Source organism: Pseudoduganella sp. S-14 (assembly GCF_049913285.1).
GTDB lineage: Bacteria > Pseudomonadota > Gammaproteobacteria > Burkholderiales > Burkholderiaceae_D > Rugamonas.
This window is the reverse complement of the sequence record NZ_CP183991.1, coordinates 4,069,829-4,092,869: the sequence shown is the minus strand read 5'-3', so window position 1 is coordinate 4,092,869 and position 23,041 is coordinate 4,069,829. Positions and strand designations below refer to the sequence as shown.

Annotated in this window: 15 protein-coding genes; 4 read left to right on the top strand and 11 right to left on the bottom strand. The window is 63.9% G+C overall.

Annotated elements, in window-relative coordinates:
• The first annotated feature begins 120 nt into the window (after positions 1 to 120).
• On the top strand, positions 121 to 1,023 hold the full coding sequence (locus tag ACN9MZ_RS18595; protein ID WP_426338439.1) for a LysR family transcriptional regulator: 903 nt from the start codon (positions 121 to 123) through the stop codon (positions 1,021 to 1,023).
• Here the strand turns inward: ACN9MZ_RS18595 and ACN9MZ_RS18590 are convergent.
• The 5 genes from ACN9MZ_RS18590 to ACN9MZ_RS18570 all read right to left on the bottom strand — a co-directional run bounded on the left by ACN9MZ_RS18590 (position 909) and on the right by ACN9MZ_RS18570 (position 7,831).
• Positions 909 to 1,517, bottom strand: a complete 609-nt coding sequence (locus ACN9MZ_RS18590; protein ID WP_426338438.1) for a hypothetical protein — start codon at positions 1,515 to 1,517, stop codon at positions 909 to 911. The genes ACN9MZ_RS18595 and ACN9MZ_RS18590 overlap by 115 nt on opposite strands.
• Positions 1,518 to 1,519: 2 nt before the next feature.
• Positions 1,520 to 2,398: a DUF692 domain-containing protein gene (locus ACN9MZ_RS18585; protein ID WP_426338437.1), complete on the bottom strand. Its 879-nt coding sequence runs from the start codon at positions 2,396 to 2,398 to the stop codon at positions 1,520 to 1,522.
• A complete protein-coding gene (locus ACN9MZ_RS18580) occupies positions 2,382 to 2,636 on the bottom strand; it encodes a hypothetical protein (RefSeq protein ID WP_426338436.1) in 255 nt (84 codons plus the stop codon). Before ACN9MZ_RS18580 ends, ACN9MZ_RS18585 begins: the two co-directional genes overlap by 17 nt.
• Positions 2,637 to 2,785: 149 nt before the next feature.
• Complete coding sequence (locus tag ACN9MZ_RS18575) at positions 2,786 to 5,428, bottom strand: ATP-binding protein (protein ID WP_426338435.1); 2,643 nt, start codon at positions 5,426 to 5,428, stop codon at positions 2,786 to 2,788.
• A 66-nt stretch (positions 5,429 to 5,494) separates the two neighbouring features.
• Entirely contained in the window at positions 5,495 to 7,831 is a 2,337-nt protein-coding gene (locus ACN9MZ_RS18570) for a TonB-dependent receptor (protein WP_426338434.1), read from the bottom strand.
• A 212-nt stretch (positions 7,832 to 8,043) separates the two neighbouring features.
• Between ACN9MZ_RS18570 and ACN9MZ_RS18565 the strand changes: the two genes are divergently transcribed.
• Entirely contained in the window at positions 8,044 to 10,269 is a 2,226-nt protein-coding gene (locus ACN9MZ_RS18565) for an alpha-galactosidase (RefSeq protein WP_426338433.1), read from the top strand.
• 66 nt (positions 10,270 to 10,335) lie between these two features.
• Here the strand turns inward: ACN9MZ_RS18565 and ACN9MZ_RS18560 are convergent, their stop codons facing one another.
• From ACN9MZ_RS18560 to ACN9MZ_RS18545, 4 genes are all read right to left on the bottom strand, one after another.
• Positions 10,336 to 11,211, bottom strand: a complete 876-nt coding sequence (locus ACN9MZ_RS18560; RefSeq protein ID WP_426338432.1) for a CheR family methyltransferase — start codon at positions 11,209 to 11,211, stop codon at positions 10,336 to 10,338.
• A complete protein-coding gene (locus ACN9MZ_RS18555; RefSeq protein WP_426338431.1) occupies positions 11,211 to 16,106 on the bottom strand; it encodes a HAMP domain-containing protein in 4,896 nt (1,631 codons plus the stop codon). The genes ACN9MZ_RS18560 and ACN9MZ_RS18555 overlap by 1 nt, the downstream gene beginning before the upstream one ends.
• Before the next feature lie 249 nt (positions 16,107 to 16,355).
• Complete coding sequence (locus ACN9MZ_RS18550; RefSeq protein WP_426338430.1) at positions 16,356 to 17,198, bottom strand: transposase; 843 nt, start codon at positions 17,196 to 17,198, stop codon at positions 16,356 to 16,358.
• 148 nt (positions 17,199 to 17,346) lie between these two features.
• Positions 17,347 to 19,431 (bottom strand): prolyl oligopeptidase family serine peptidase, encoded by a 2,085-nt coding sequence (locus ACN9MZ_RS18545; RefSeq protein WP_426338429.1) that lies wholly within the window; start codon positions 19,429 to 19,431, stop codon positions 17,347 to 17,349.
• A gap of 69 nt (positions 19,432 to 19,500) precedes the next feature.
• Here ACN9MZ_RS18545 and ACN9MZ_RS18540 point away from each other — a divergent pair, with 69 nt between their 5' ends.
• Positions 19,501 to 20,061: a hypothetical protein gene (locus tag ACN9MZ_RS18540; RefSeq protein ID WP_426338428.1), complete on the top strand. Its 561-nt coding sequence runs from the start codon at positions 19,501 to 19,503 to the stop codon at positions 20,059 to 20,061.
• On the opposite strand, the gene ypfJ is transcribed toward ACN9MZ_RS18540, so the two are convergent.
• Entirely contained in the window at positions 20,062 to 20,943 is an 882-nt protein-coding gene (gene ypfJ / locus ACN9MZ_RS18535; protein ID WP_426338427.1) for a KPN_02809 family neutral zinc metallopeptidase, read from the bottom strand.
• A 73-nt stretch (positions 20,944 to 21,016) separates the two neighbouring features.
• Between ypfJ and ACN9MZ_RS18530 the strand changes: the two genes are divergently transcribed.
• Positions 21,017 to 21,697 carry a hypothetical protein gene (locus ACN9MZ_RS18530; RefSeq protein WP_426338426.1) on the top strand — a complete coding sequence of 227 codons (681 nt, stop codon included), beginning with the start codon at positions 21,017 to 21,019 and terminating at the stop codon, positions 21,695 to 21,697.
• Here the strand turns inward: ACN9MZ_RS18530 and ACN9MZ_RS18525 are convergent.
• A complete protein-coding gene (locus ACN9MZ_RS18525) occupies positions 21,684 to 22,922 on the bottom strand; it encodes a CehA/McbA family metallohydrolase (RefSeq protein ID WP_426338425.1) in 1,239 nt (412 codons plus the stop codon). The two genes, ACN9MZ_RS18530 and ACN9MZ_RS18525, sit on opposite strands and share 14 nt — an antisense overlap.
• Positions 22,923 to 23,041 lie beyond the last annotated feature (119 nt).

Below are 23,041 nucleotides of genomic sequence, written 5' to 3'. Positions count from 1 at the left end.
TTGCAGGAGCGTGCAGTGTGCAAGAAATGCATCGGCGCGGGAACCGGAGGCCGCGCCCACTGTGTGTGCAATTTTGCACAGCAACACTATAGCGAGGGAAAATGATGCACAATAAGCCGCATGAAAACCCTGCCCGAATGGACCGACCTGCGCTTCTTCCTTGAGCTGGCGCGCTCCGGCACCTTGTCCGGCGCCTCGCGCCGGCTGGAAGTGGAGCACACTACCGTCTCGCGCCGCATCGACCGTCTGGAGCAGCAACTGGGCGCCACGCTGTTCGATCGCTCGCGCGAGGGCTATGAACTGACTGAAATGGGCCATGCGGTGCTGCCCCATGCGGAAGCGATGGAAAGCGCAGTGCTGGCCGCGCAAGGCCAGTTGTCCGGCACCGAAGTCGCGATTCGCGGCGTGGTGCGCCTGGGTGTGCCAGAAGCCCTGGGCGTGCGCTTCATCACGCCGCTGCTGGCGCAGTTCCTGCAGGATTATCCCGAGCTGTCGGTCGACTTGCTGGTCCAGCCGCGCTTTGCCAACCTGGCCAGCCGCGAGGCTGACCTGGGCGTGACGCTCGACGCGCCCAACACGGGCCGCTACATGGTAACGCGCCTGGCGTCCTTCCGGCTGTACGTGCACGGATCGCCGGACTACCTGGCGCGCCACCGGCCGATCCAGCAACGCAGCGACCTGGCGGGCCATGACTTTGTCGACTACGTGCAGGACCGCCTGGCCAGCAATGAGCTGAACTTCCTTGATGAATTGGGCGTCAACCCGCGCCGCCGCCTGTGCTGCACCGGCATGCTGGCCCAGGCCGAAGCTGCCGCCGCCGGCCTGGGCTTGATGATGGCGCCGCCTTACATGGCAACGGACGGCCGCCTGGTGCCGGTGTTGCAGGACGAGGTATTCGTCGAGCGCGCCTACTGGTTGGTGGCGCCGGTCGACTTGTACCGGCTGCCGCGCGTCAGGGCGGTCTGGAACTTGCTCCGCTCGTTCGCCGAATCGCGCGCCAACCTCTTCATTTCGAATAAATAGGGCAGGTCGCCGCCGATGTCGGTTCGGTGCAGGTCAGGATCGGCCCGGTCCGGCAATGGCGCCCGTTGCGCCAGCGCCTGCAGGATGGGCGCCGGGTCGTAGCTCCAGTCCACCATGTAGCGGCAGGGATCGCCTTCGCGCACCTTCATCAGCGCCAGTTCGAACTGGGACACCGAGACCACCAGCGGGTCGTCATGTCCGGCCAGGAAGCCGAGGAAGGCCAGCGGCTGGTACTCGCGGAACGGCGAGATGTTCTCCTGCCGGATAAAGGCTTGCAGCGCTTCCTCCAGCAAGCCGGCCTGGCGCAGCAATTCGACGGTCAGCACGCAACTGCGTTCGAGCACGTAGATCCGCCACAGCAGCACATTGCCGCGCGCTTCCTGCAGGTCGGGGGAATCGGCAACCCGGTGGAAATAGGGCGCATCGCCGGCCCCGGGCTGGTAAGTGGCGCGCATCAGGCCAAGCAGGATGCGCTGGTGGCTGGCCAAGTCCATGTCTACCTCCATTCTCGTTGCCGCATTTGCTGCAGGGTGTTGGCGATGGCTGCGTTGCCCAGGCCGGGCACCGCCTCCGGCATGAATTCGTACACGATCACTTCCGCTTCGGTTGCGAACTGGCGCAGCACTTGCTGCGCCAGTTCCATGGTGCAGGGGCGCGGCAGGCGCGAATGCACGTCCAGCATCAGGCCGTTGTGCTTGACGCCGCAGGCCACGTGCACTTCCTTCACGTGGCGGCCATCGAGTTCCGCCAGGAAGGCTTGTATATCGAGCGCATGGTTATGTTCGTCGCATTCCAGGTTGTACACGTCCAGCACCAGGCCGCAGCCGCTGTCGCGCGCCACCGCGTTCAGGAAGCCGGCGTCGCTGTAGTCTGCCGGGCAGTCGGGCACCACGTGCACGATATTCTCCAGCAGGAAGGGCAAGCCGTAGCGCTGCTGCAGGCACCAGGCCCGTTGCGCCACCAGCTCCGCCGCCTGCTCGGTGCGCGGCAGGGCCAGCATGATGCCGAGATGTTCGCCGTCGACCCGCGTAAAGCCGAGGTGCTCGCTGTGCCAGCGCACCCGCACCTGGTCCATCAGTTCGTCGAGCAGCTGCAGGTAGGTCGGCGACCAGCCATCGTGCGAGCCGATGGACAGGCTGACGCCATGCACCACGATGGTTTTTTCGCGGTCGATGTTTTTCAATTCGGCCAGGATGCCCTTGTCCAGCGAGATCCGCTCGCCATCGGCCACCGACATGGTTTCCGGCGTGACTTCGATGATGTCCACGTGCGGCAGCATCATCTCCAGCAGCGCCGGATCGCGCCCCTCATAGCTGACGCCCACGCCCAGGGCAGGGCGCGGGTCGTGCGCAGGCAATTCAGCCGCGGAGTTCATGTTCCAGCACCGCGCCTTCGATGTGCGGCACCTCGCGCAGCACGCGGCCGATCGAGGGGTCGCCGCGCAGGAAAGTCAGGTCGAAACCGGTCAGGCCGCAGTTGCAGCCGCCTTTCGGCACCATCTGGGACACGGCGATATCGAGCGCCTTGTGCAATTCTTCCAGGGTGACCTTGCCTTCGCTGACGACGATCTTGATATGGTTTTTCTTGACATTGGTGTGGCGTAGTTCTTCCATGACGATCTCCAGGCGGTCCGGTATTGAAGAGGGGCGGGCCCGTCGGACCAGGCTATGGACCGCGCCCCGTGCTTTCCATGGGAGTCACTTTAGGCTGCGGACAGGCGCGGCGAAATGGTACTGGCACCCAGATTCCGGATCGCCAGCACCTAGTTTTTGTGCAGCGAGGTGGGCGGCCGGCGCAGCAAGTCAAGGCGCGTGGTGGCGCCCAGCTTGCCGAGCAGGGTGGAAACGTGGTGTTCGATGGTGCGTTCGGAACGGCACAGGCGCTGGGCGATTTCCAGGTTGCTGAGGCCATCGAGCAAGAGTTCCAGCACCTGGGCCTCGCGGCGGGTCAGGCCGCTCGGGTGTTGCCGCGCTGCCGCGTAAGGACCGCGCCGCGGCTTCGGCAGCTGGGCCTGGGCGCCGCAGGCGCTGGCGCGTTGCCGCGCCAGCGCTGCCGCCGCTGCGGCGCCGATCTGTTCCAGCAGGGCGACAGCCTTGGGCATGGCTTGCGCTGCCGCCTCGCCGGGCAGGTCGAGCAAGGCCAGCGCCGCTTCGAACGGCAGGCCCAATGCCAGCCAGGCGTCGCAGGCGGCCTGCCCGTTGCCGGCCGCTTCCGCGGCGCGCGGCGGCGGCGTCCAGGCTGCCGGCCCGCCGTCCACGGCGATGGCCGCTCGCCGGCGCCAGGCGCCGACTGCCGCCAGGTCCCAGGCGTTGACGCCGGACAGGTCGAACTGGCCGATCTCGTCCAGCCAGCGCCGGCAACTGTCCAGGTCCTGCACCTGCCAGGCCGCTTCCGCCAGGGCCAGCAGGACCGGCAGCAAGCGCTGCGACTCGCCGGTGGCGCGCGCCCATTGCAGCGCTTCCTGCAGGCAGCGCGCAGCATCCTGATCGCCCTGGCGCGACAGGGTTTGTCCGAGTACCGTCAAGGCCGGCAGCCGCATCACCAGGCTCAGGTCGGGCAGGGCGAGTACCTGCCGCGCCAGCGCGGCGGCCTGGGCGAACTCGCCCTTGTCGAGATGGAGCTGCGCCTGCCAGCCGGTCAGGTAGTGCACCCAGGCGTCCAGTTCATGTTCGCGATGGTAGGCGAGGCCTTCGGCCAGCAGGCGCTCGGCCAGGGCGAACTGCTTGAACACGACCGCGTACTCCACCCAGTTGCTATAGATGCGCGCCGCGTGTTCGTGCAGGTGCTGCGCCAGGGCGCAGTGCAAGCCGTCGGCCAGGTCTTGCTGGCCGCTGTCGTCGCCCAGGAACAGCTTGGCGCTGCCGATATTGGTCAGCGCATGGACGCGCGTGTCGTGGTCGTCCAGCGCGCTGGCCAGTTCCAGCGCCAGGCGGCCCCATTCGATGGCGGACGCCGGATGATTCTGCAAGAGCTGGTGCTGCGAGCGCATGCTGTAGGCCATGGCCAGCTCTTTGCTGTTCGGCAGTTGCTCGAGCGTGCGGATCGCTTCCAGTCCATAGCGTTCCGCTTCCTTTGCCTCGCCGCGGTACCAATGGGTGCGTGCCAGCCAGCGCAGGTTCAGGCCGACCTTGTCCGGCCGCTCCACGCTTTGCCACAGGGCGATGGCCCTTTGCCGCGCCTCGATCAGGCGCTCGTCGATGCGCAGCAGGCCCGCCTCGTAGGCCCAGTCCTCGTAAAGCTGGGCCGCTTCGCCGGTCCAGCCGACCGCGTCGACGAACTGCAGGGCGCTGGCCAGGTGGGCCGCCGCCTGGCGGTGGGCGCCCAGCCGCGCAGCCTGGCGTGCCGCACGCGGCGCCAGTTGCAGCACCATGTGCGCATCCTGCGCTCCGGTTGCGTGATGCACGAGCCGCGCCAGTTCGACCCGCGCATGGGGTGGCGCCTGCTCGGTCAGGGCTTTGCACAGGCGTTTGTGCAGGGCGCGGGTGGCGCCGGGGCGCAGTCCGCTCAACACGGCCTGGCGCGCCAGCTCGTGGCGGAACGACAACAGGCCGGGGCTGGCGCGCTGCAGCAGGCCGCTGTCCACGCTGCCGTCGATCGCATCATGCCCGTCCTCGCCGAGCAGGGCTTCCAGCAGCCACTCTTCCAGAGCCACGGGGCTGACGCTGACCAGTTCCAGCACGGTGCGCACCTGGGCATCCAGGCGCGAGGTGCGCGCCCAGACCGCGTCGCGCACCGAGGCCGGCAAATGGCCGGGGGTACGGTTGCAGTCGCTCAGCAGTTCGGAAAGGAAGAAGGGATTGCCGCAGGTGACGCGGTATAGCTCGGAGGGATCGCAGCCGGCATCGCGCGCAAGCGTCGCAACGGCTTGCGGCGACAAGGGGGGCAGGTCGATGCGCTGGGTGCTGGCGGGGGGCAGGTCGCCAGCCCAGCGCCAGAAGGCGTGGTCGGGCGGCAGCTCGTCGTTGCGGGCACTGGCCAGCAGCATGGTGTGCTGGCTGCCGATGCGGCGCGCCAGGTATTTCAGCAGGTCCAGCGTGGCCTGGTCGGCCCAGTGCAGGTCCTCGCACATGACCAGCACCGGCCGCGGTTGGGCGGCCAGGTGGCCCAGCAGCATGGGCATCAGGACGTCGGGACTGGCTGCGTTGTCGATGGCCGAGACGACGTCCTGGCCCAGGGCGGCCGCGAAGTCGCGCAAGGGGCCGAGCACGCGCGGCGTGGACAGGTCTTCGCAAGCGCCCTGCAAGATGAAGAACTCGTCCTTCAAGGGCGCCGCAAAGGCTTGCAGCAGGGATGACTTGCCGATGCCGGCTTCACCCAGCACCAGCGCCATCCCGCCCGCACCTGAGCTAACGCGGCTGGCAAGCCGCTGCAAATCCTGCAATTGCCTTTCGCGCTCGAGCAGCATCTGGCTCTCCTCACTGCCATCATATGCCTGTCAGCGCAAAGAGATTCTCACCAATCGTAACGTGCGTCAGAACTTGTAGGATGCGGTCAGCTTGTAGGTGCGCGGATCGCCGTAGTAGGCGGTCACCGTGTTGAAGAAGCCGCCGAAGGCATAGCCGGCCACCTTGTAGCGCTTGTCCGTCAGGTTGCGGCCGTGCAGGCCGATTTGCAGGCGACGGTCGGCGCTGGTCCATACCAGGCCGGCGTCCCACAGCGTGAAGCCGCCCTGGGCCAGCATCTGGTTCTGTGGCACCAGCGCATCCATGGAGGCGATGCCGGTCAGGCGCACGATCTCGGCCTGGTACACCTTGTCCTTGTAGGACAGGCTGTTGTTGAAGCTCATGTTGCCGCCACGGCCGAACAGGCTGACCGGCCATTCATAGGTCGCGCCAAGGTTGGCGGATTTTTTCGGCGTGTTCTGGAATTCCGCGCTTTGCGCCACATTGACCAGTGCCGCGCCGCTGGCCACCATCCATTCCTTGTACTCGGCATCGATGTAGCTCAGCATGCCGTTCAGCGACAGGCCATCCGTCACGCGCGCAAGCGCTTCCAGTTCCAGGCCCTTGATCTTGGCCTTGCCGGCGTTGGTCAGCGTGCCGGCGAAGCCGTTCACCTGGCCTTGCGCATTGAAAGTCGGGATCGAGCCCGGGATCTGGACGTTCTTGTAGTCGGTGTAGAACAGCGCCGCATTGGTCTGCAGGCGGCCGCTGTTCAGGGACGATTTCAGGCCCAGTTCAACGGTATCGACTTCTTCCGGATTCACGCCCTTGCGTTTTTCCAGCGAGGCCGGGGTGTTCGGGCCGCCGGTTGCCGCCAGGTCCATGCGTGGATCGAACATGCCGCCCTTGAAGCCGCTCTGGTAGCTGCCGTACACGTTGTGCTCCGGCGACAGCTTCCAGCCAAAGCCCAGTTTTGGGGTGAACTTCTTGTCCTTGCGGTGCAAGTCACCCTTGCCGAGGTCCGTGTTCGGCGCCAGGCCCACGGCGGCGGGATTGCCCAGGTTGGGCGAACCGGCCAGGCCGAGATAGGTGCGCTTGTAGATGGCGGCTTCGCGCTCGTCATCGGTCCAGCGGCCGCCGACGCTGACGTTGAAGCTGTTAGATACGCTATAGCTGGCGTCCGCGTAGACGGCCCAGGTCCTGGAATCGATATCGTCGCGGGTCAGCAGCGACAGGCCGCCGGCCGCGTTGTACAGCACGTCGAATTCGTTGAAGGCATTGGTCTTCATGTAGAACAGGCCGGCCACGCCCTGCCATTTGGCGCCGGTGTAGGTGAGCTGGAATTCCTGGCTGTCCTGCTTGTCGCTGTAGATGGCGGGCGCTTCCCACAGCGGCGCGTTCAGCGAATCGAAGTCGATCGGGGCGTAGGACCTGGACGAGCGGTGCGCGGTGACCGACTTGAACATGGTTTCCGCGTTGATGTTGTAGTCGATGGTCAGCGAGGCGCCCTTGGTGGTCACTTGCTGCTCATGGCCGTTCACCTTGTACAGGTTGGCGCGCGTGTCGTAAGCGCCTTCCAATGGCGGCTCGTTACCCGGAGGCGGACCATTCAGCAGGCGGTAGCCTTGCTTCGGCTCGGAATCGTCCCTGGTGTAATCGGCGGCGAGGCGGATGAACAAGTCGCTGTTCGGCAGCAGTTCCGCACTGATGCGGGCGGCATTGACGTCCTTGTTGTAGTTTTCGCGGCCATTGATCACGTTCTTGCCGTAGCCATCGCGGTTGAACGTGCCCAGCGTGCCGCCAATGCGCAGGATGTCGCTGATCGGGGTGCTGCCTTTCAGGACCAGGTCGCGTTGGCTGTAGTTGCCGAGCGCCCCCTTGATGTCGAAAGTCGGGTTAGGGGACAGCTTGCGGGTCACATACTTGACCGCGCCGCCGATGGTGTTGCGGCCGTAAAGCGTGCCTTGCGGGCCGCGCAGTACTTCGATGCGTTCCAGGTCGTAGATGTCGGTCAGGGCGCCTTGCGGGCGGGCCAGGTAGACGTCGTCCAGGTAGATGCCGACGCCTTGCTCGTAACCGGCAACGGGATCTTGCTGGCCGATGCCGCGAATGAAGGCGGTGAGGGTGGTGTTGGTGCCGCGCGAAGCCTTGAGCGTGGTATTGGGCACGATGTCGGTCAGGGCGGTGATGTCGGGCAGCGCTTTCTTGTCGAGTTGGGCGCCGGACAACGCGGTCACGGCGCCCGGCACGTCCTGGATCAGCTCTTCGCGCTTGCGGGCGGTAACGATCACCCGATCCATCCCGCCTTCGGCCTTCTCACCGCCGGCGCTTTGCGCCAGGGCCGGGTGGGAATACATGGCGGGAAGCGTCATCATCACGGCTGCTGCCGAGCGTCGCAGCATGAAATTGTGTTTCGACACGCGCATCAAAGTCTCCTCGGGTTTTGTTATGCGAGGAGTGTGCATGTTTTGCCAACTGTGCGAAACTGACAGGGTTGCACTCACGTTGTGCAATTTTGCACAGAATCGCGCGTAGTGATATTTCAAATTCAAAAAGATCTAATCCGTCCTGATATAGCTGCGTCGCCGCGGCCTGGCTGCTTGCTATCCTGTGCCGAAAAATACATCCTGGAGGGGCGATGGCGGCAGCAAATGAAACCAGGCGCAAGGTATTCCTTGGCTTGTTGGGCAGTGCCGCGGGCATGGCACTTGGCGGCGGTGCCGGGGCCCGTGCGATGGTCGACCAGGCCACCAGGGTATTCCGCCTCGATGGCGGCGGCGTCACCTATGCGTTTGGCATCAATGCCGGCGGGCAGGTGCAATCGCTGTACTGGGGCGCTGCGCTTGCTGCCAGCGACAGTCTTCCTGCGGCGGTTCCGGTCGAAGCCAACTCGTCGAACGAGATGGCGCCTGGCCTGACGCCATACGAGTTTGCGGGATTTGGTGGCGGGTTGACAACGGAGCCGGCGTTGAAGGTCCGCTTCCCCGACGGCGTGCGCGACCTCGACCTGCGCTATGCCGGCCATCAGGACAAGGGCGACAGCCTTGTGCTGCAGCTGCAGGATGCGAAGCGGGCCGTCCGTGTCGCCTTGACGTACGCGATGGACGAAGCGACCGGGATCCTCGCCCGCTCCGCGGCGGTGGAAAACCGGACGGGCAACTGGATCCAGGTGGATCAAATGGCGGCTGCCTGCCTGAACCTGCCTTACAGCGATGATTACCAGTTGTCCTTCCTGTCCGGCCGGTGGGCCGGGGAATTCATGCTGCAGACCCGCGCGATCACGCCGGGCGCGTTCGTGCTGGAAAGCCGCAAGGGCGTCACCTCGCACCAGACCAATCCATGGATCGCGGTGAGCAGTGCTGCAACCGGCGAGGAGTCCGGCCCGGTGTGGTTCGGAGCGCTGGGCTGGAGCGGCAACTGGCGCATCAACGTCGAGATGGATGCCATGGGCGGGGTGCATGCCACTGCCGGCTACAACCCGTTCGACTTTAGCTACCGCCTCAAGCACGGGGAGAGCCTGGCGTCGCCGGTCTTCCATGCCGGCTTCTCCAACGCAGGATTTGGCGGGGCTTCGCGCGTATTCCATCGCTACCAGCGCGAAAAGGTCTTGCCGCACGCGCCAACGCCACGCCTGCGGCCAGTCCTTTACAACTCGTGGGAAGCGACCTTCTTTGACGTTAATGAAGCAGGGCAGGTGGCGCTGGCCGAAAAAGCAGCCCGCATCGGCGTCGAGCGTTTTGTGGTAGACGATGGCTGGTTTGGTGCGCGCGACAGCGACAAGGCCGGGCTTGGGGATTGGGTGGTCAACCGGAAGAAGTTTCCCAATGGCCTGGGGCCGCTGATCAAGCGCGTGAATGGCCTGGGCATGCAGTTCGGGCTCTGGGTCGAGCCGGAAATGGTGAATCCGGACAGCGAGCTGTATCGCGCGCATCCCGACTGGGTCATCAATTTCCCAGGCCGGCAGCGCTCCCAAGCGCGCAACCAGCTGGTGCTCAACCTGGCAAGGCAGGACGTCTGCGGACACTTGCTGCAGGTGTTGGATGCACTGCTCTCCAGCCACAACATCGAGTACCTGAAATGGGACCATAACCGCGCCTGGTCGGAACCCGGCTGGCCGGAAGTGGCGCCGGACGACCAGCAGCGGCTCTACGTGGCCTACGTCGACAACCTGTACAAGCTGCTGGCCGAGCTGCGCCGCCGGCATCCGAAGCTTGAGATCGAATCCTGCGCCAGCGGCGGTGGCCGGGTCGACCTGGGTATCATGAAGCTCACCGAACAGGTCTGGACCTCGGACAATACCGATCCGTATGACCGCCTCGTCATCCAGGACGGGTACAGCCATGCCTATGCTCCTGCCACGATGATGGCATGGGTAACGGACTCGCCGAATTTCGTGAACAAGCGCGTGACTTCGCTGGAGTACCGCTTCCTGTCGGCCATGCAGGGCGGGCTGGGTATCGGTGCCAACCTCAATCACTGGCAGGACGAGGATTTCGCCAAGGCCCGGCGCCTGGTCGAAGCATACAAGCAGATTCGCGCGACGGTCCAGCTTGGGAACCTCTATCGCCTCGTATCGCCGGGGAACGGCTCACCGCGTTCGGCTACGCTGTCCGTGTCGCAGGACCGCAAACAGGGCGTGCTGTTCGCCTTCCTGCATTCCAGCATGATGCGTTCTGCGCAAAAGACGATACGGCTGCGCGGACTGGACGCCAGCGCCATCTACGCGCTGCGCGCGCTTGCCGGCTCCGCGGCGGCAGGAACTGTTGCCAAGGCAAGCGGCGCTTACTGGATGGGACATGGATTGAAGGTGGCGCTTGAGGGCGATTTCCAGGCTGCTGCGTTCGTGCTGGAGGCCGTGTCCTAAGCGGGGCTGCGCTTGAAGACGGCCCTCATGGCCGGATCATCTCGCTGCAAACCCTGTTGTGCGCCATCAGCCTGCTGGCGATATTGGCGCTTGCCACATGATGCGCTTATACCAGGGCTGGCCCGGTTCCAGGGCCTGGTAGGCGCAAGCAAGCGGGTCGTCGGGGGCAATCTCACGGTCGAGGCCAAGGGTGCCGAAGGGAACCAGGCTGTCGTGGAACAGCTGCAGCACGCGCTGGCGCAGCAAGGGGCCGAAGTCGGGCAGGGCGCGCTGGCAGGCGATCAGGTTGAATTCGTTGAACGAGGCGTCCGTGACAAGGTTGTACTGGGCCCAGGTGATGTGGCTGCGCAGCGATGGCGCCAGGATCGCCCGTCCGCCCTGCACGTTGAAGTAATTGGCCAGCCGCCCCTTTCCGCCGGCTTGCCGGTAGCTTTCCTGCGCCCCTTCGAGGTCATCTTCCGGCAGCCAGGCCGATGCTGCTTCGTCCAGCATCTCGTCGCTGGCGACGGTGGCGTAAATTTCGGCGTGGGACAGCAGGCCCATTTCGGCCAGTATGATGGCCAGCGTCCAGGCCTGGCCCACGCCGGCGCAATCGGCCAGCCAGACGCGGGGCAGGGCGGCGCCGCGCAGGGAATGCTCGGCAGCCTCGCGCAGCATGAGCGCTTCCGCAGGATTGTCGAACAGCGCCGCGGGCGGCACGTGCAGGGCGCGCAGCAAGGCGCTGGACGTTGCCGGATCGTGCAAGACCTGGTCCTGCACCTGCGACAGCGTCGCCAGGCCGCACTGCTGCATGAAGGCGAGCACCTTTTGCTTCAACGGCGCCCGCTCATGCAAGCGGAAGTCGAAACCGAAGCGGCGCACCAGCGCCTCCAGCAGCAGCTGCAGTTCGAGCTCTTCCAGTTCCGGCGCCGTGTTGCGGCGCAGTTCTCCGTTGGCGCCCATCAGTGCAGCCAGACCCGCATCAGCGACAGCAGCTGCGCCACGTCCACCGGCTTGGTGATGTAGTCCGAAGCGCCGGCAGCAATACACTTGTCGCGGTCTCCCTTCATTGCCTTGGCGGTCAGCGTGATGATCGGCAGCGAGCGGAATTTCGGAATGCGGCGGATCGCGCGCATGGTGTCGTAGCCATCCATTTCCGGCATCATGATGTCCATCAGGACGATCTCGATGGTCGGGTCGCGTTCCAGTACTTCGATGCCGTCGCGCCCATTCTCGGCGAAGGACACCAGCATCTGCTGGCGCTCCAGCAGCGACGACAGGGCAAAGATATTGCGCAAGTCGTCGTCGACAATCAGCACCTTGCGCCCCGCCAGGCCGGCATCGGCAGCATGCACTTCCTCCAGCATGCGGCGCTGGGCTTCCGGCAGGTTGGCCTGCGAACGGTGCAGGAACAGGGCGGTTTCATCGAGCAGGCGCTCCGGCGAACGGGCGTCCTTGATGACGATGGTCTTGGCGTAGCGCTTCAGCTTTGCCACCTCCTTGCGGTTCAACTCCTTGGCGGTGTTGATCACGATCGGCAGGTCGCGCAGGCGCTGGTCCTTGCCGATCAGGTCCAGCAGTTCGAAACCGCTGATGTCGGGCAGTGTCAGGTCCAGAACCATGCAGTCGAAGTGCGAGGCATGCAGCGCAGCCAGCGCTTCCTGGCCGGTGCCGACAGCCGTGATGTCGACGTCGGTGTCGCCGATCAGCTTGACGATGGCATCGCGCTGGTTTTCCTCGTCATCCACTACCAGCAGGTTGCGCTTGCCGCCAATCAGGAAGCGCTGGATGCGCATGAACTCTTCGTTCAGGTCTTCCTTGCTGACCGGCTTGTTCAGGTAGGAGATGGCGCCGGAGCGCAGCGCACGTTCGCGTTCGCGCAGGCTGGACATCACATGCACAGGGATATGGCGGGTGCTCGGGTCGCGTTTCAGTCGCTCCAGCACGGTAAAGCCATCGATGTCCGGCAGGTCCAGGTCAAGCAGGATGGCGGAGGGCAGGTAGTCGCGCGCCAGGCTCAGGGCCCAGTCGCCCTGGTGGGTCACGATGCCCTTGAAGTTCTTCTCGCGAGCGAAGTCCAGCACCACCTTGGCAAAGCGCTCGTCATCCTCGACGATGAGCACCGAAGGGTCGCCGGGCGCGGTCAAGCCGCGATCGTCGATGGTCGAGCCGTAGATTTGCTCGTCCGGCTCGACATCCTGCTCCTGCGGCGGCTGCGCGTACACCATGGCCGGCGTTGCCACGATCGGCGTGGACGTTGCTGCCGGCGCGGGCAGGCGCGGCATGGCCGGCTGGCGCGCCGTTTCGTAGTACACGAAGCCGGAACGGTTATACGGCAGGAACAGCGTGAAAGTCGAACCCGCGCCCACGGTGGATTCCACCCGGATCTCGCCACCCAGCAGGCGCGCCAGTTCGCGCGAAATCGACAGGCCCAGGCCCGTACCGCCGTATTTACGGGCGGTGGAGCCGTCAGCCTGCTGGAATGCCTCGAAGATCAATTGCAGCTTGTCGCCTGCGATACCGACGCCGGTGTCGCTGACCGAGAAGGCCAGCACGGCATCGGCATTGCCCAGGTTCGGATGGTCGGCGCTCCAGCCGCTTTGCACCAGCGCGATGCCCAGCGATACCTGGCCGTGGTTGGTGAACTTGAACGCATTGGACAGCAGGTTTTTCAGCACCTGCTGCAGGCGCGTCGTGTCGGTCATCAGGGAAGTGGGCAGGTTGTCGCCCAGTTCCACGGTGAAGCCCAGGTGCTTGGCCTCCGCCATGTGGCGGAAGGTGCGCTCCACATAGCTGCGCAGGTTGGCGAAGCGGTATTCCGACACGTCCAGCGTGACGGTGCCGGACTCGATCTTCGACAGGTCCAGGATGTCGTTAATCAGTGTCAGCAGGTCGGAACCGGAACCGTGGATCGTCTTGGCGAATTCCACCTGCTTGCCGGACAGGTTGCCTTCCGGGTTGTCGCCCAGTTGCTGCGCCAGGATCAGCAGCGAATTCAAAGGCGTGCGCAGTTCGTGCGACATATTCGCCAGGAACTCGGACTTGTACTTGGACGACAGGGCCAGCTGGGTCGCCTTTTCTTCCAGCGCCAGTTTCGCCTGTTCCACCTCGCGGTTCTTGCGCTCCACCTCGATGTTCTGTTCGGACAGCAGGCGGGCCTTTTCCGCCAGCTCCTGGTTGGTCTGTTGCAGCTCCTGCGCCAGCGACTGCGACTGGGTCAGCAGCGATTCGGTACGGCTGTTTGCCTCGATGGTATTCAGCACCACGCCGATCGACTCCATCAGCTGGTCGAGGAAGGACAAGTGGGTTTCGGTGAAGCGGTCCAGCGAAGCGATCTCGATCACCGCCTTCACCTGCTGCTCAAACAGGATAGGCAGCACCACGATATTGGTCGGCGGCGCCGCGCCCAGGCCCGAGCTCACCACGATGTAATCGCGCGGCACATCGGTCAGCCAGATGCGCACTTTCTCCAGCGCGCACTGGCCCACCAGGCCTTCGCCCGGCAGGAAGGAGGTAGGAAGCTTGCGCGAAGAACGGTAGCCGTAGCTGGCGATCATGCGCAGGCGGGCGTCGGCCAGTTGCGAGTCCATCATGTAGAACACGCCGTGGTGGGCCGACACCAGTGGCGCCAGCTCGGACAGGATCAGCTTCGTCACCGCCTGCAGGTCGCGCTGTCCCTGCAGCAGGCGGGTGAAGCGCGCCAGGTTGGTTTTCAGCCAGTCCTGCTGCGCATTCTTCTGCGTGGTTTCCTTCAGGTTGCGGATCATCTCGTTGATGTTGTCCTTCAGGTAGGACACCTCGCCACGCGCCTCCACCTGGATGGAACGGGACAAGTCGCCGCGCGTCACGGCCGTTGCCACCTCCGCAATGGCGCGCACCTGGTTGGTCAGGTTGGCCGCAAGCTGGTTCACGTTCTCGGTCAAGTCCTTCCACGTACCGGCCACGCCGGACACGTTAGCCTGGCCGCCCAGCTTGCCCTCGGTGCCCACCTCGCGCGCCACGCGGGTCACTTCCGACGCGAAGGAAGACAGCTGGTCCACCATCACGTTGATGGTGTCTTTCAGCTCGAGGATCTCGCCCTTCACGTCCACGGTTATCTTCTTCGACAAGTCGCCGCGTGCCACCGCGGTGGTCACCGCCGCGATGTTACGCACCTGTCCGGTCAGGTTGGACGCCATGAAGTTCACGTTGTCGGTCAAGTCCTTCCAGGTGCCGCCCACGCCCGGCACATAAGCCTGGCCGCCCAGCTTGCCCTCGGTACCCACCTCGCGCGCCACGCGGGTCACTTCGGATGCGAAGGAGGAAAGCTGGTCCACCATCACGTTGATGGTGTTTTTCAGTTCCAGGATCTCGCCCTTCACGTCCACGGTAATCTTCTTGGACAGGTCGCCGTTCGCCACCGCGGTCGTCACCTCCGCGATGTTACGCACCTGGCCCGTCAGGTTGGACGCCATGAAATTCACGTTGTCGGTCAAGTCTTTCCAGGTGCCGCCGACGCCGGACACGTTAGCCTGGCCGCCCAGCTTGCCCTCGGTACCCACCTCACGCGCCACGCGGGTCACTTCCGATGCAAAGGAGTTCAACTGGTCCACCATCACGTTGATGGTGTTCTTCAGTTCCAGGATCTCGCCCTTCACGTCCACGGTAATCTTCTTGGACAAGTCGCCGTTCGCCACGGCGGTCGTCACCTCCGCGATATTACGCACCTGGGAAGTCAGGTTACCCGCCATCGAGTTCACCGAGTCGGTCAAGTCCTTCCAGGTGCCGGCCACGCCTTTCACCTGCGCCTGGCCGCCCAGTTTGCCCTCGGTACCGACCTCGCGCGCCACGCGGGTCACCTCGGATGCGAAGGAGGAAAGCTGGTCCACCATCACGTTGATGGTATTTTTCAGTTCCAGGATCTCGCCCTTCACGTCCACGGTAATCTTCTTGGACAGGTCTCCATTTGCCACCGCGGTAGTCACCGCCGCGATGTTACGCACCTGTCCGGTCAGGTTGGACGCCATGAAGTTCACGTTATCGGTCAAATCCTTCCAGGTGCCGCCCACGCCCGGCACGTAAGCCTGGCCGCCCAGCTTGCCCTCGGTACCCACCTCACGCGCCACGCGGGTCACTTCGGACGCGAACGATCGCAGCTGGTCCACCATCACGTTGATGGTGTCTTTCAGTTGCAGGATCTCGCCGCGCACGTCCACCGTAATCTTCTTGGACAAGTCGCCGTTCGCCACGGCGGTCGTCACCTCCGCGATATTACGCACCTGGGAGGTCAGGTTGCCCGCCATCGAGTTCACGGAGTCGGTCAAGTCCTTCCAGGTGCCGGCCACGCCTTTCACCTGTGCCTGGCCGCCCAGTTTGCCCTCGGTACCGACCTCACGCGCCACGCGGGTCACCTCGGAAGAGAAGGACGTCAACTGCTCCACCATGGTATTCGCGGTCATGGCCGCGCGCAGGTACTGGCCCTTCAGCGGATGGCCGTCCACCTCCAGCGCCATGGTTTGCGACAGGTCGCCCTTCGCCACCGCGCCGATCACGCGCGCCATTTCAGTGGTCGGGCGCACCAGGTCATCAATCAGCGTATTGACCGCGCTGATGATGGTCGCCCAGCCGCCCGAAACATGGACGGTTGCCCGCTGCGTCAGGCGGCCTTCGCGGCCCACCACGCGGCTAACCTCCGTCACCGACTTCACCATTCGTTCATTGGTTTCGATGATGTCGTTGAGGGTATCGGCAATCTTGCCTGAGACGCCGGTCCAATCGGAGGGCAAGCGCGCGGAAAAATCGCCTTTCTTCAGGGCCATCAGGGTGGACAGGATGAGCTTGAGGTCCAACTCTTCCGGCAGTTCGGTCATGTCGTTCATTCGACGCTACCTCAGGTATGAAGGTGGAATGCAGGGGGAAGGCTTAATGTCACTCCGACAGGTGCGACAGTCAAGTACAAACGTGACAAAAAGCTTCACTTTGTCAACTATGCAACGCGCCGGGAAACATTTCACTAAGCATAACCACGTGCAATATTCCAACGCGCACGATTGGGCGGCGCAATTCGGGCGGCGAAATTCGGGGTCAGGTCTGTCATTTGGACAGCCTGCACGCACCTTTGATTTTTCTCAATACGTTCGTTCGAACGCGTTGATTGCGCGGCTGACTGTTTTGACAGAAACTCCTGCATATCGGGCAATCTCTGGCATTGAATAGGCGAGGGAGCGGTAGGCGCGGGCCATTGCTTCCTTGGGATCGCGGTATGTTGCGAAGTATTGTTGCAAGGGTCCTGCCAGCGCGCGCCGTTGGGTCCGTTTAAGCTCCATCAAGTTGCCTTCCGCGCGACTACCCACAACGCGGGCGCAAAATTCTTCGTCTCCGAGCATGAGCTGATTGGAGACAGTAGCAAGGGGACTGGGTCCTCCAATGCCAGCGGCAACGAATTCCTTGTAGGCTTGCCGCGCATCATGCTTATTGCTATTGAAATGTGCGAGCAGCGTTTCGGAGCGCAGCCAAACCGGTCGGTCAACCACACCCATAGTTGCGTTATAGCTGCTCCAAAGCCAACTAGATGGGCATTGCACCATGTTCGCGCGCACCGGATTGAGTTCGATGTACCGCGCCACCTCCTTCATGTACAGCTCGCGTTGGCAGAGGATCGCCTTGAAGCGTCCCTGAAACACGTGCCCGACAAGCCCGTGAGCGCGGTTGAAGTACTGCGAGTAGCTTCCGTTCAGGTGTCGCATGCCTCGCGAGAGATGCCCGTCAACGGTCTCAAGCAAGATATGAAAGTGATTGCCCATTTGGCAGTAAGCCAGCACGCCAAAATTGAAGCGTTCACAGGTCTCGCCTAATAGCGTAAGCCAGGTCAGCCGATCACCATCGGAGCGAAAAATGCGGTCTTTGCGGTCTCCCCGCGCGGTGACATGGTAAAGCGCGTCGCTGAGTTCGATTCTGAGTGGTCGGTTCATGGAAAGAGCTTATGCCGCTTTCCATCACGCATAATTGCGATGGCGCAATAGATGGAAGAACCCCCGGCAGCGGAAATTGCGAGGAGGGTGTTTTGATATTGATCAAAGGTGTGTAGCGACTGTCCAAATGACAGACCTGACCCCGAATTTATTTCAACTGCTTGAGGAGGAAGGCATAGGTCAATGCCCACATCTGGGCTTGCTGGTCGTTGTTGGCGGCGCCGGCGTGGCCGCCTTCGGTATTTTCCCAGTACAGCACGTCGTGGCCCTGGTCTTTCATCTTGGCCACCATCTTGCGCGCGTGGCCGGGATGGACGCGGTCGTCGCGGGTGGAGGTGGTGAACAGTACGCGCGGATAGTGCTTGTCCTTGAATACGTTCTGGTACGGGGAGTATTGGCTGATATAGGCCCACTGCGCCGGGTCGTCGGGGTCGCCATATTCACCGATCCAGGAGGCGCCGGCCAGCAGCTTGCTGTAGCGCTGCATGTCCAGCAGCGGCACCTGGCAGACGACGGCGTTGAACAGGTCGGGGCGCTGGGTCAGCGCGGCGCCGACCAGCAGGCCGCCATTGCTGCCGCCCATGATGCCGAGGTGGCGCGGGCTGCTGATCTTGCGCTTGATGACGTCTTGTGCGACGGCGATGAAGTCGTCGAAGGCGCGCTGGCGGTGTTCCTTCAGCGCGGCCTGGTGCCAGCGCGGGCCGAATTCGCCGCCGCCGCGGATGTTGGCCAGCACGTAGGCGCCGCCTTGCTTGAGCCATGCTTCGCCGGTGGTGCCGCTGTAGAAGGGCTTCATCGATACTTCAAAGCCGCCGTAGCCGTACATGACCGTCGGATTCTTGCCGTTCAGCTTGGCCTTCTTGTTCATCAGGACGAAATACGGCACCTTGGTGCCGTCCTTCGATATGGCCATGTGCTGCTGCACAGTGTAGGGCTTGGCGTCGAAGTAGGCGGGCAGGGACTTCAGCGAAGTCCGTTCGTTGTTGCCGGCGTGGGCCAGGTACATCGTGGTCGGGGTCAGAAAGTCCGTCACCGTCAGGAAGTATTGGTCCGATTCGATCGGGTCGAGCGCCTGCACTGCCAGCGTGCCGAAGGCCGGTGCGTCGACCTCGCGCCGCTGCCATTTGCCGTCCACGTGGCGCATTTCGATCAGGCGGTTTTTTACGTTATCGAGCACGTTGAGCAGCATGGCCGAACGGGTGGCGGAAACGCCGTCGAGCGAACTGCTTGGCGTTGGCGTGAACAGGACTTCGAACTGCCGTTCGCCAGCCATGAAGCGCTTGAAGTCGGCCGCCAGCAGCGAGCCTTGCTTGTAGGCGGCGCCGTTGACAGTCCAGTCGGAGCGCAAGTCGATGATCAACTGGTCGCGCACGGTGTAGGCGTTGGCGTCTTCCGGCTTGTCGATCCTGACCAGTTTGCCTCCCTCGCGCACATACAGCTCGCTGGCGTAAAAGCCGATCTGGCGGTTGATGAACTGGTAGCTATGGCCGGGGGTGAAGTCCTTGTAGGCGCCGACGCCAAGGTCTTCCGTCTTGGCTTCGTACAGCGTGAGCGCGGCTTCCAGCGGGGTGCCGCGCTTCCATTCCTTGACGATGCGCGGGTAGCCTGAAGTGGTCATGCTGCCTTCGCCGAAGTCGGTCGAGACGAAGATGGTGTCGGCGTCGATCCAGCCGATATCGCTTTTCGCTTCGGGCAGGTTGAAACCTTCCCTCACGAAGCGGCGCGTGGCAACGTCGAATTCGCGCACCACGTGCGCATCGCCGCCGCCGCGCGATAGCTGCACCAGGCATTGTTCGCCTTTCGGGTACAGGCAGGAGACGCCGTGCCATACCCAGTTTTCGTTTTCATCGGCGGCCAGCTTGTCGATGTCGAGGACGGTCTCCCATTGCGGCTCGGCCTTCTGGTATTGCTCCAGCGTGGTGCGGCGCCAGATGCCGCGCGTGTGCTGTGCGTCGCGCCAGAAGTTGTAGTAGTAGTCGCCGTGTTTGGTGACGTAGGGAATGCGCTCTTTGGAGTTGAGGATGGTTTTCAGGCGTTCGTGGATGCCGGGATAATCGGGCTGCGCCTGCAACTCCGTCAGGGCGACGGCATTTTGCTCCTTGACCCAGTCCAGGGCCCGGTCGCCGCCGACGTCTTCCAGCCAAAGGTAGGGATCTGCTTTCTGCGCGTGCGCGCCGCCGGTAGCCGCCAGCCCCAGTACTACTCCAGACGCCATTTTTCGATACGAAGGCATTGCTGCTCCTGTTCCTTGGAATCCGGGTACTCTACACTAATCGTTTTTTTGCTGGAGGCCGAATTGAAGATGCCCATTGTCACTGCTGCCCCGGGAGTGCCCGCGCTTGCGTCACACGCGCCAGAGGTCAAGCTCGTGCAGGAAGAGGGTTTCGTCGACTTTGAGTTCCCGGTACAAAAAGTTGAACAGCTCAAGGATGGAACGCGCTGCGTCGTGGTGCAGGGCAGCCTGGATGGGCAGCTGCTCGGCTTTGCCGTCGAGTTCCACCCGAACTGGAGCGCCAAGCGGCTCGATGGCTCGGAGCAGTGGGTTTATTGGGGGAGCGGTCGCTTTGTCAGCACCGGCGGCGATACCGACCGGTTCGTGGCTGCTCTGGCGCGGCTGTATGGACTGGACGCAGCCGCTCGGCAGGCAAAGGCAAGCGTGGCGGCTGAAGTGGTGGGGCTGGGTAACGACCCGGCGCTGATGCACACTGTCCCGACCAGGATGAAGCTCTTCTTCCAGGGCGATGGTTCGGAAGCCCGGTACAGCGAAGTCTTCATCCATGCCGACTTGCAGCGGGGCGTCCTGCAGTTCAACGAAAAAGACCTGGATTACCGGACGCCCCTGGTCGGCAACCTGGCGCAATAATCAGAGCTGGCGGGCTTCAAAGGTATTGCACTGGGCGATTTCGCCCGATTCGATGCCGCGGTTGAACCAGCGCACGCGCTGTGCCGAGCTGCCGTGGGTGAAGGAGTCCGGCATCACTTCGCCGCCTGCCTGTTTTTGCAGCGCGTCGTCGCCGATGGCGGTGGCGGCATTCAGCGCTGCTTCCACGTCGCCTTTTTCGATGATGCTGCGCGCGCGGTTGGCGTGGTAGGCCCAGACGCCGGCGAAACAGTCGGCCTGCAGTTCCAGCCGCACCGACAGGGCATTGGCCTGGCGTTCGGAGGCATTGCGCTGGGCGTTATGCACCTTGTCGCTCAGGCCCATCAGGTTCTGTACGTGGTGGCCGACTTCGTGCGCCACTACATAGGCTTGCGCGAATTCGCCAGGGGCGCGGAAGCGCTGCTCCAGCAGGCGGAAGAAGTCGAGGTCGATATAGATGTCCTGGTCGCCCGGGCAGTAGAAGGGCCCGGTGGCCGAGCGTCCGGTGCCGCAGGCGGTCTGGATCGCGCCGGTGAAGACCTTCATCTTGGGCAGCTGGTAGGTGCCGCCGTTGCGGCGGAACAGGTCCGTCCAGACGTCTTCCGTGTCGGCCAGCACGACCTTCATCAATTTGTATTCGCGGTCGTTGGCTTCGGCACGCGGGCGATGTTGCTGCTGCTGGCTTACCTGGGCCGGGCCACCGCCGCCGCTCAACAGGCCGAGGATGGTCATGGGGTTGACGCCCAATACCCAGCCGCCAATCAGCGCAACGACGATTGTGCCGATACCGATCGACCGGCCGCCGAAACCGAAGCCGCCGCCTCCGCCGCCATCGCCACGGTGATCTTCGACGTTATCGCTTTCCCGGTTACCTTCCCAACGCATTTTTAACTCCTTTTCTATTTTCGCTAAGTGTAACGCATTGGTGCGCGGGGCAGGCGCACGTAGAATGCCGGGAATGAAGATTGAACGCAAAACGATGGCCCTGGCGCTGGCCGCTGTGATGGTCTTGGCAACTGTGGCGGGCGGCAGCTGGTACTACCTGCGGTTAAAGGAGCGCGGCAGCGTGCCGTGTGCGCAGCAGCTGCCGTCCCGCTTCAGCCCGTATTGCCTGGCGCAGTCGCAGGCGGCAGCCGCCCAAGGCGACCGGGCCGCGATGGCGGCCCTGGTGGAATATTTCGACAAGCGCCAGCCGGCTGAAGCAATCCGCTGGACGCGGGCGGCAGCGAAACTGGGGGAGCCGCGTGCAATCGGGCGGGTGCTGTCTGCATGCGGTGCGGCGGGGCCGTTCTCGGTCGAGGAAGCACAGGCTTTGCTGCCGGCGGCGCCGATGCTGGCAGCATTGAACTTCCGTCTCGGTGGAGCGTGCGCGCCGGCGGATGTGGCGGCTGCGCGCGCCATCGAGCCGGCGCAATTGCTGGCTGTGCAGGATGGCGCTGGCTTGTGCAAGGTAGCGGTGCGCTATGGTTTGCTGCGCCTGTCGGCCGATGGGGCAACACTGGATTCGCAGGCGGCGCAGCAACTGCTGGCGGAGTGCGAGCGCCGCCAGCAAGTGCCGGCCGCCGCCCGCAAGGAGGCGCAGACGGTGCGGCAGATGCTGGCGCGCGAGATCAATCCGGTCCGTATCAGCGTTGATTGACCCAGACCGGGGCTGACCACAGTTGCTTGCCGTCGTCCTGCGTGATGCGGGCGTAGTAGAAATGTGGGCCGGGTAGCGGAGTAAAGCTGTGCAGCATGGCGCTCACGCCGGGCAGGGGCCGGACCGCGCCACGGCGCCCAGGCACGCCCTCCAGGATCTCGAGCGCCGCGACGCTGCGCCCGGCGGTGCTGGCGTAACGCACTTGCAGTGCGAGCGGGCCACTGTTGTCCATCTGGCTGCCCATCATATTGTCGTTGGCAGTCAGGGCGATGGCGGCCTGCTTGTCCATCGTCGCGAACACGCGGCGGGCGCGGATGGCATCGAGCAGCGCGTCGACGCTCGGTGTCGTACCGGCGGGAAGCAAGATGCCGGTGCGATTGCTGTACGAGGCGCCCCAGTTGGCGCAATGATTGTCCTGGTCGCTGCTGAACGCCAGGCGGTAGCCGGCTTCCAGCAATTTGCCGCAGGCTTCTTCGTAGAAGCTGTGCCGTGGCTCTCCTTCGTCAAGGCGTTTCGAGAAGGCGTTGCTGTTCATGACTTCGCACAGGGCCATGACGGCACCGCCATCTTCGCTGAAGGCCAGCGCTTTGCCCTTGATCGGGAACTGGCCGGCCCCCGGGTGGTTGAACTGGCCGAGCCAGCCTTGTTGCTTCATCAGCGTGTACAAGGCGGCGTAGTCGTTCTTTGGCGTGACCACGTCGGCAAAGGGTTCGCCGCGGGCGCTGCGCTCCCAGCCCAGCAGTGCAGGACTGTTCAGGATATTGAGATGGCCGCCGCCGCTGATGACGCCCCATTCCATGCCGTACATCGCGACAAATCCAGGGTGCTGGGCGCTGTACTGTTCGGCGCTGGCGATGCCGATACGGTATAGCTGGCGGGCGGCCAGCGGGTCGGCATCCGGATCGCTGCCTTCGCTGCCATCGTACAGATGATTGTGTTCCGACGTGAGCAGGAATTGCAGGCCGTGCTGCTGGGCGAACTGGTAGGCGTCTTCGGGGCCGAACGCGCCTGTGCGGGGCGCCTGGGCGCCGCGGCAGCTGGCGGGATCGCCGCCGCCATCGCTATGGTTGGTCTGGCTGTGCAGGTTTCCATAGACGATGTCGAAGGCCAGGCCGTCGAAATGCGGCGGCCCGGCGCTGTCCATGGCCGCCGCCGTGGCGGCCTGCAACGGCGCTGGCTGGCCAATCGCGATCGGGCGCTGCTGGCGGATCGGGCCTGCTTGCAATCGCAGTGTGTAAATGCCGGCGGGCAGGGCGGCCGGCGCGCGTCAGTTGATCGCGGCCCGGCCACTTTCTCCGCGCAAGACGTGGCGTCCGCGCCACTGCCGGACCAGCCCGCCCCCGG

Excerpts from the sequence above, each read along its gene's own strand:
- ACN9MZ_RS18595 (WP_426338439.1), top strand. The coding sequence starts at position 121 with ATGAAAACCCTGCCCGAATGGACCGACCTGCGCTTCTTCCTTGAGCTG.
- ACN9MZ_RS18590 (WP_426338438.1), bottom strand. The coding sequence starts at position 1,517 with ATGGACTTGGCCAGCCACCAGCGCATCCTGCTTGGCCTGATGCGCGCC.
- ACN9MZ_RS18585 (WP_426338437.1), bottom strand. The coding sequence starts at position 2,398 with ATGAACTCCGCGGCTGAATTGCCTGCGCACGACCCGCGCCCTGCCCTG.
- ACN9MZ_RS18580 (WP_426338436.1), bottom strand. The coding sequence starts at position 2,636 with ATGGAAGAACTACGCCACACCAATGTCAAGAAAAACCATATCAAGATC.
- ACN9MZ_RS18575 (WP_426338435.1), bottom strand. The coding sequence starts at position 5,428 with ATGCTGCTCGAGCGCGAAAGGCAATTGCAGGATTTGCAGCGGCTTGCC.
- ACN9MZ_RS18570 (WP_426338434.1), bottom strand. The coding sequence starts at position 7,831 with ATGCGCGTGTCGAAACACAATTTCATGCTGCGACGCTCGGCAGCAGCC.
- ACN9MZ_RS18565 (WP_426338433.1), top strand. The coding sequence starts at position 8,044 with ATGGCGGCAGCAAATGAAACCAGGCGCAAGGTATTCCTTGGCTTGTTG.
- ACN9MZ_RS18560 (WP_426338432.1), bottom strand. The coding sequence starts at position 11,211 with ATGGGCGCCAACGGAGAACTGCGCCGCAACACGGCGCCGGAACTGGAA.
- ACN9MZ_RS18555 (WP_426338431.1), bottom strand. The coding sequence starts at position 16,106 with ATGAACGACATGACCGAACTGCCGGAAGAGTTGGACCTCAAGCTCATC.
- ACN9MZ_RS18550 (WP_426338430.1), bottom strand. The coding sequence starts at position 17,198 with ATGAACCGACCACTCAGAATCGAACTCAGCGACGCGCTTTACCATGTC.
- ACN9MZ_RS18545 (WP_426338429.1), bottom strand. The coding sequence starts at position 19,431 with ATGCCTTCGTATCGAAAAATGGCGTCTGGAGTAGTACTGGGGCTGGCG.
- ACN9MZ_RS18540 (WP_426338428.1), top strand. The coding sequence starts at position 19,501 with ATGCCCATTGTCACTGCTGCCCCGGGAGTGCCCGCGCTTGCGTCACAC.
- ypfJ (WP_426338427.1), bottom strand. The coding sequence starts at position 20,943 with ATGCGTTGGGAAGGTAACCGGGAAAGCGATAACGTCGAAGATCACCGT.
- ACN9MZ_RS18530 (WP_426338426.1), top strand. The coding sequence starts at position 21,017 with ATGAAGATTGAACGCAAAACGATGGCCCTGGCGCTGGCCGCTGTGATG.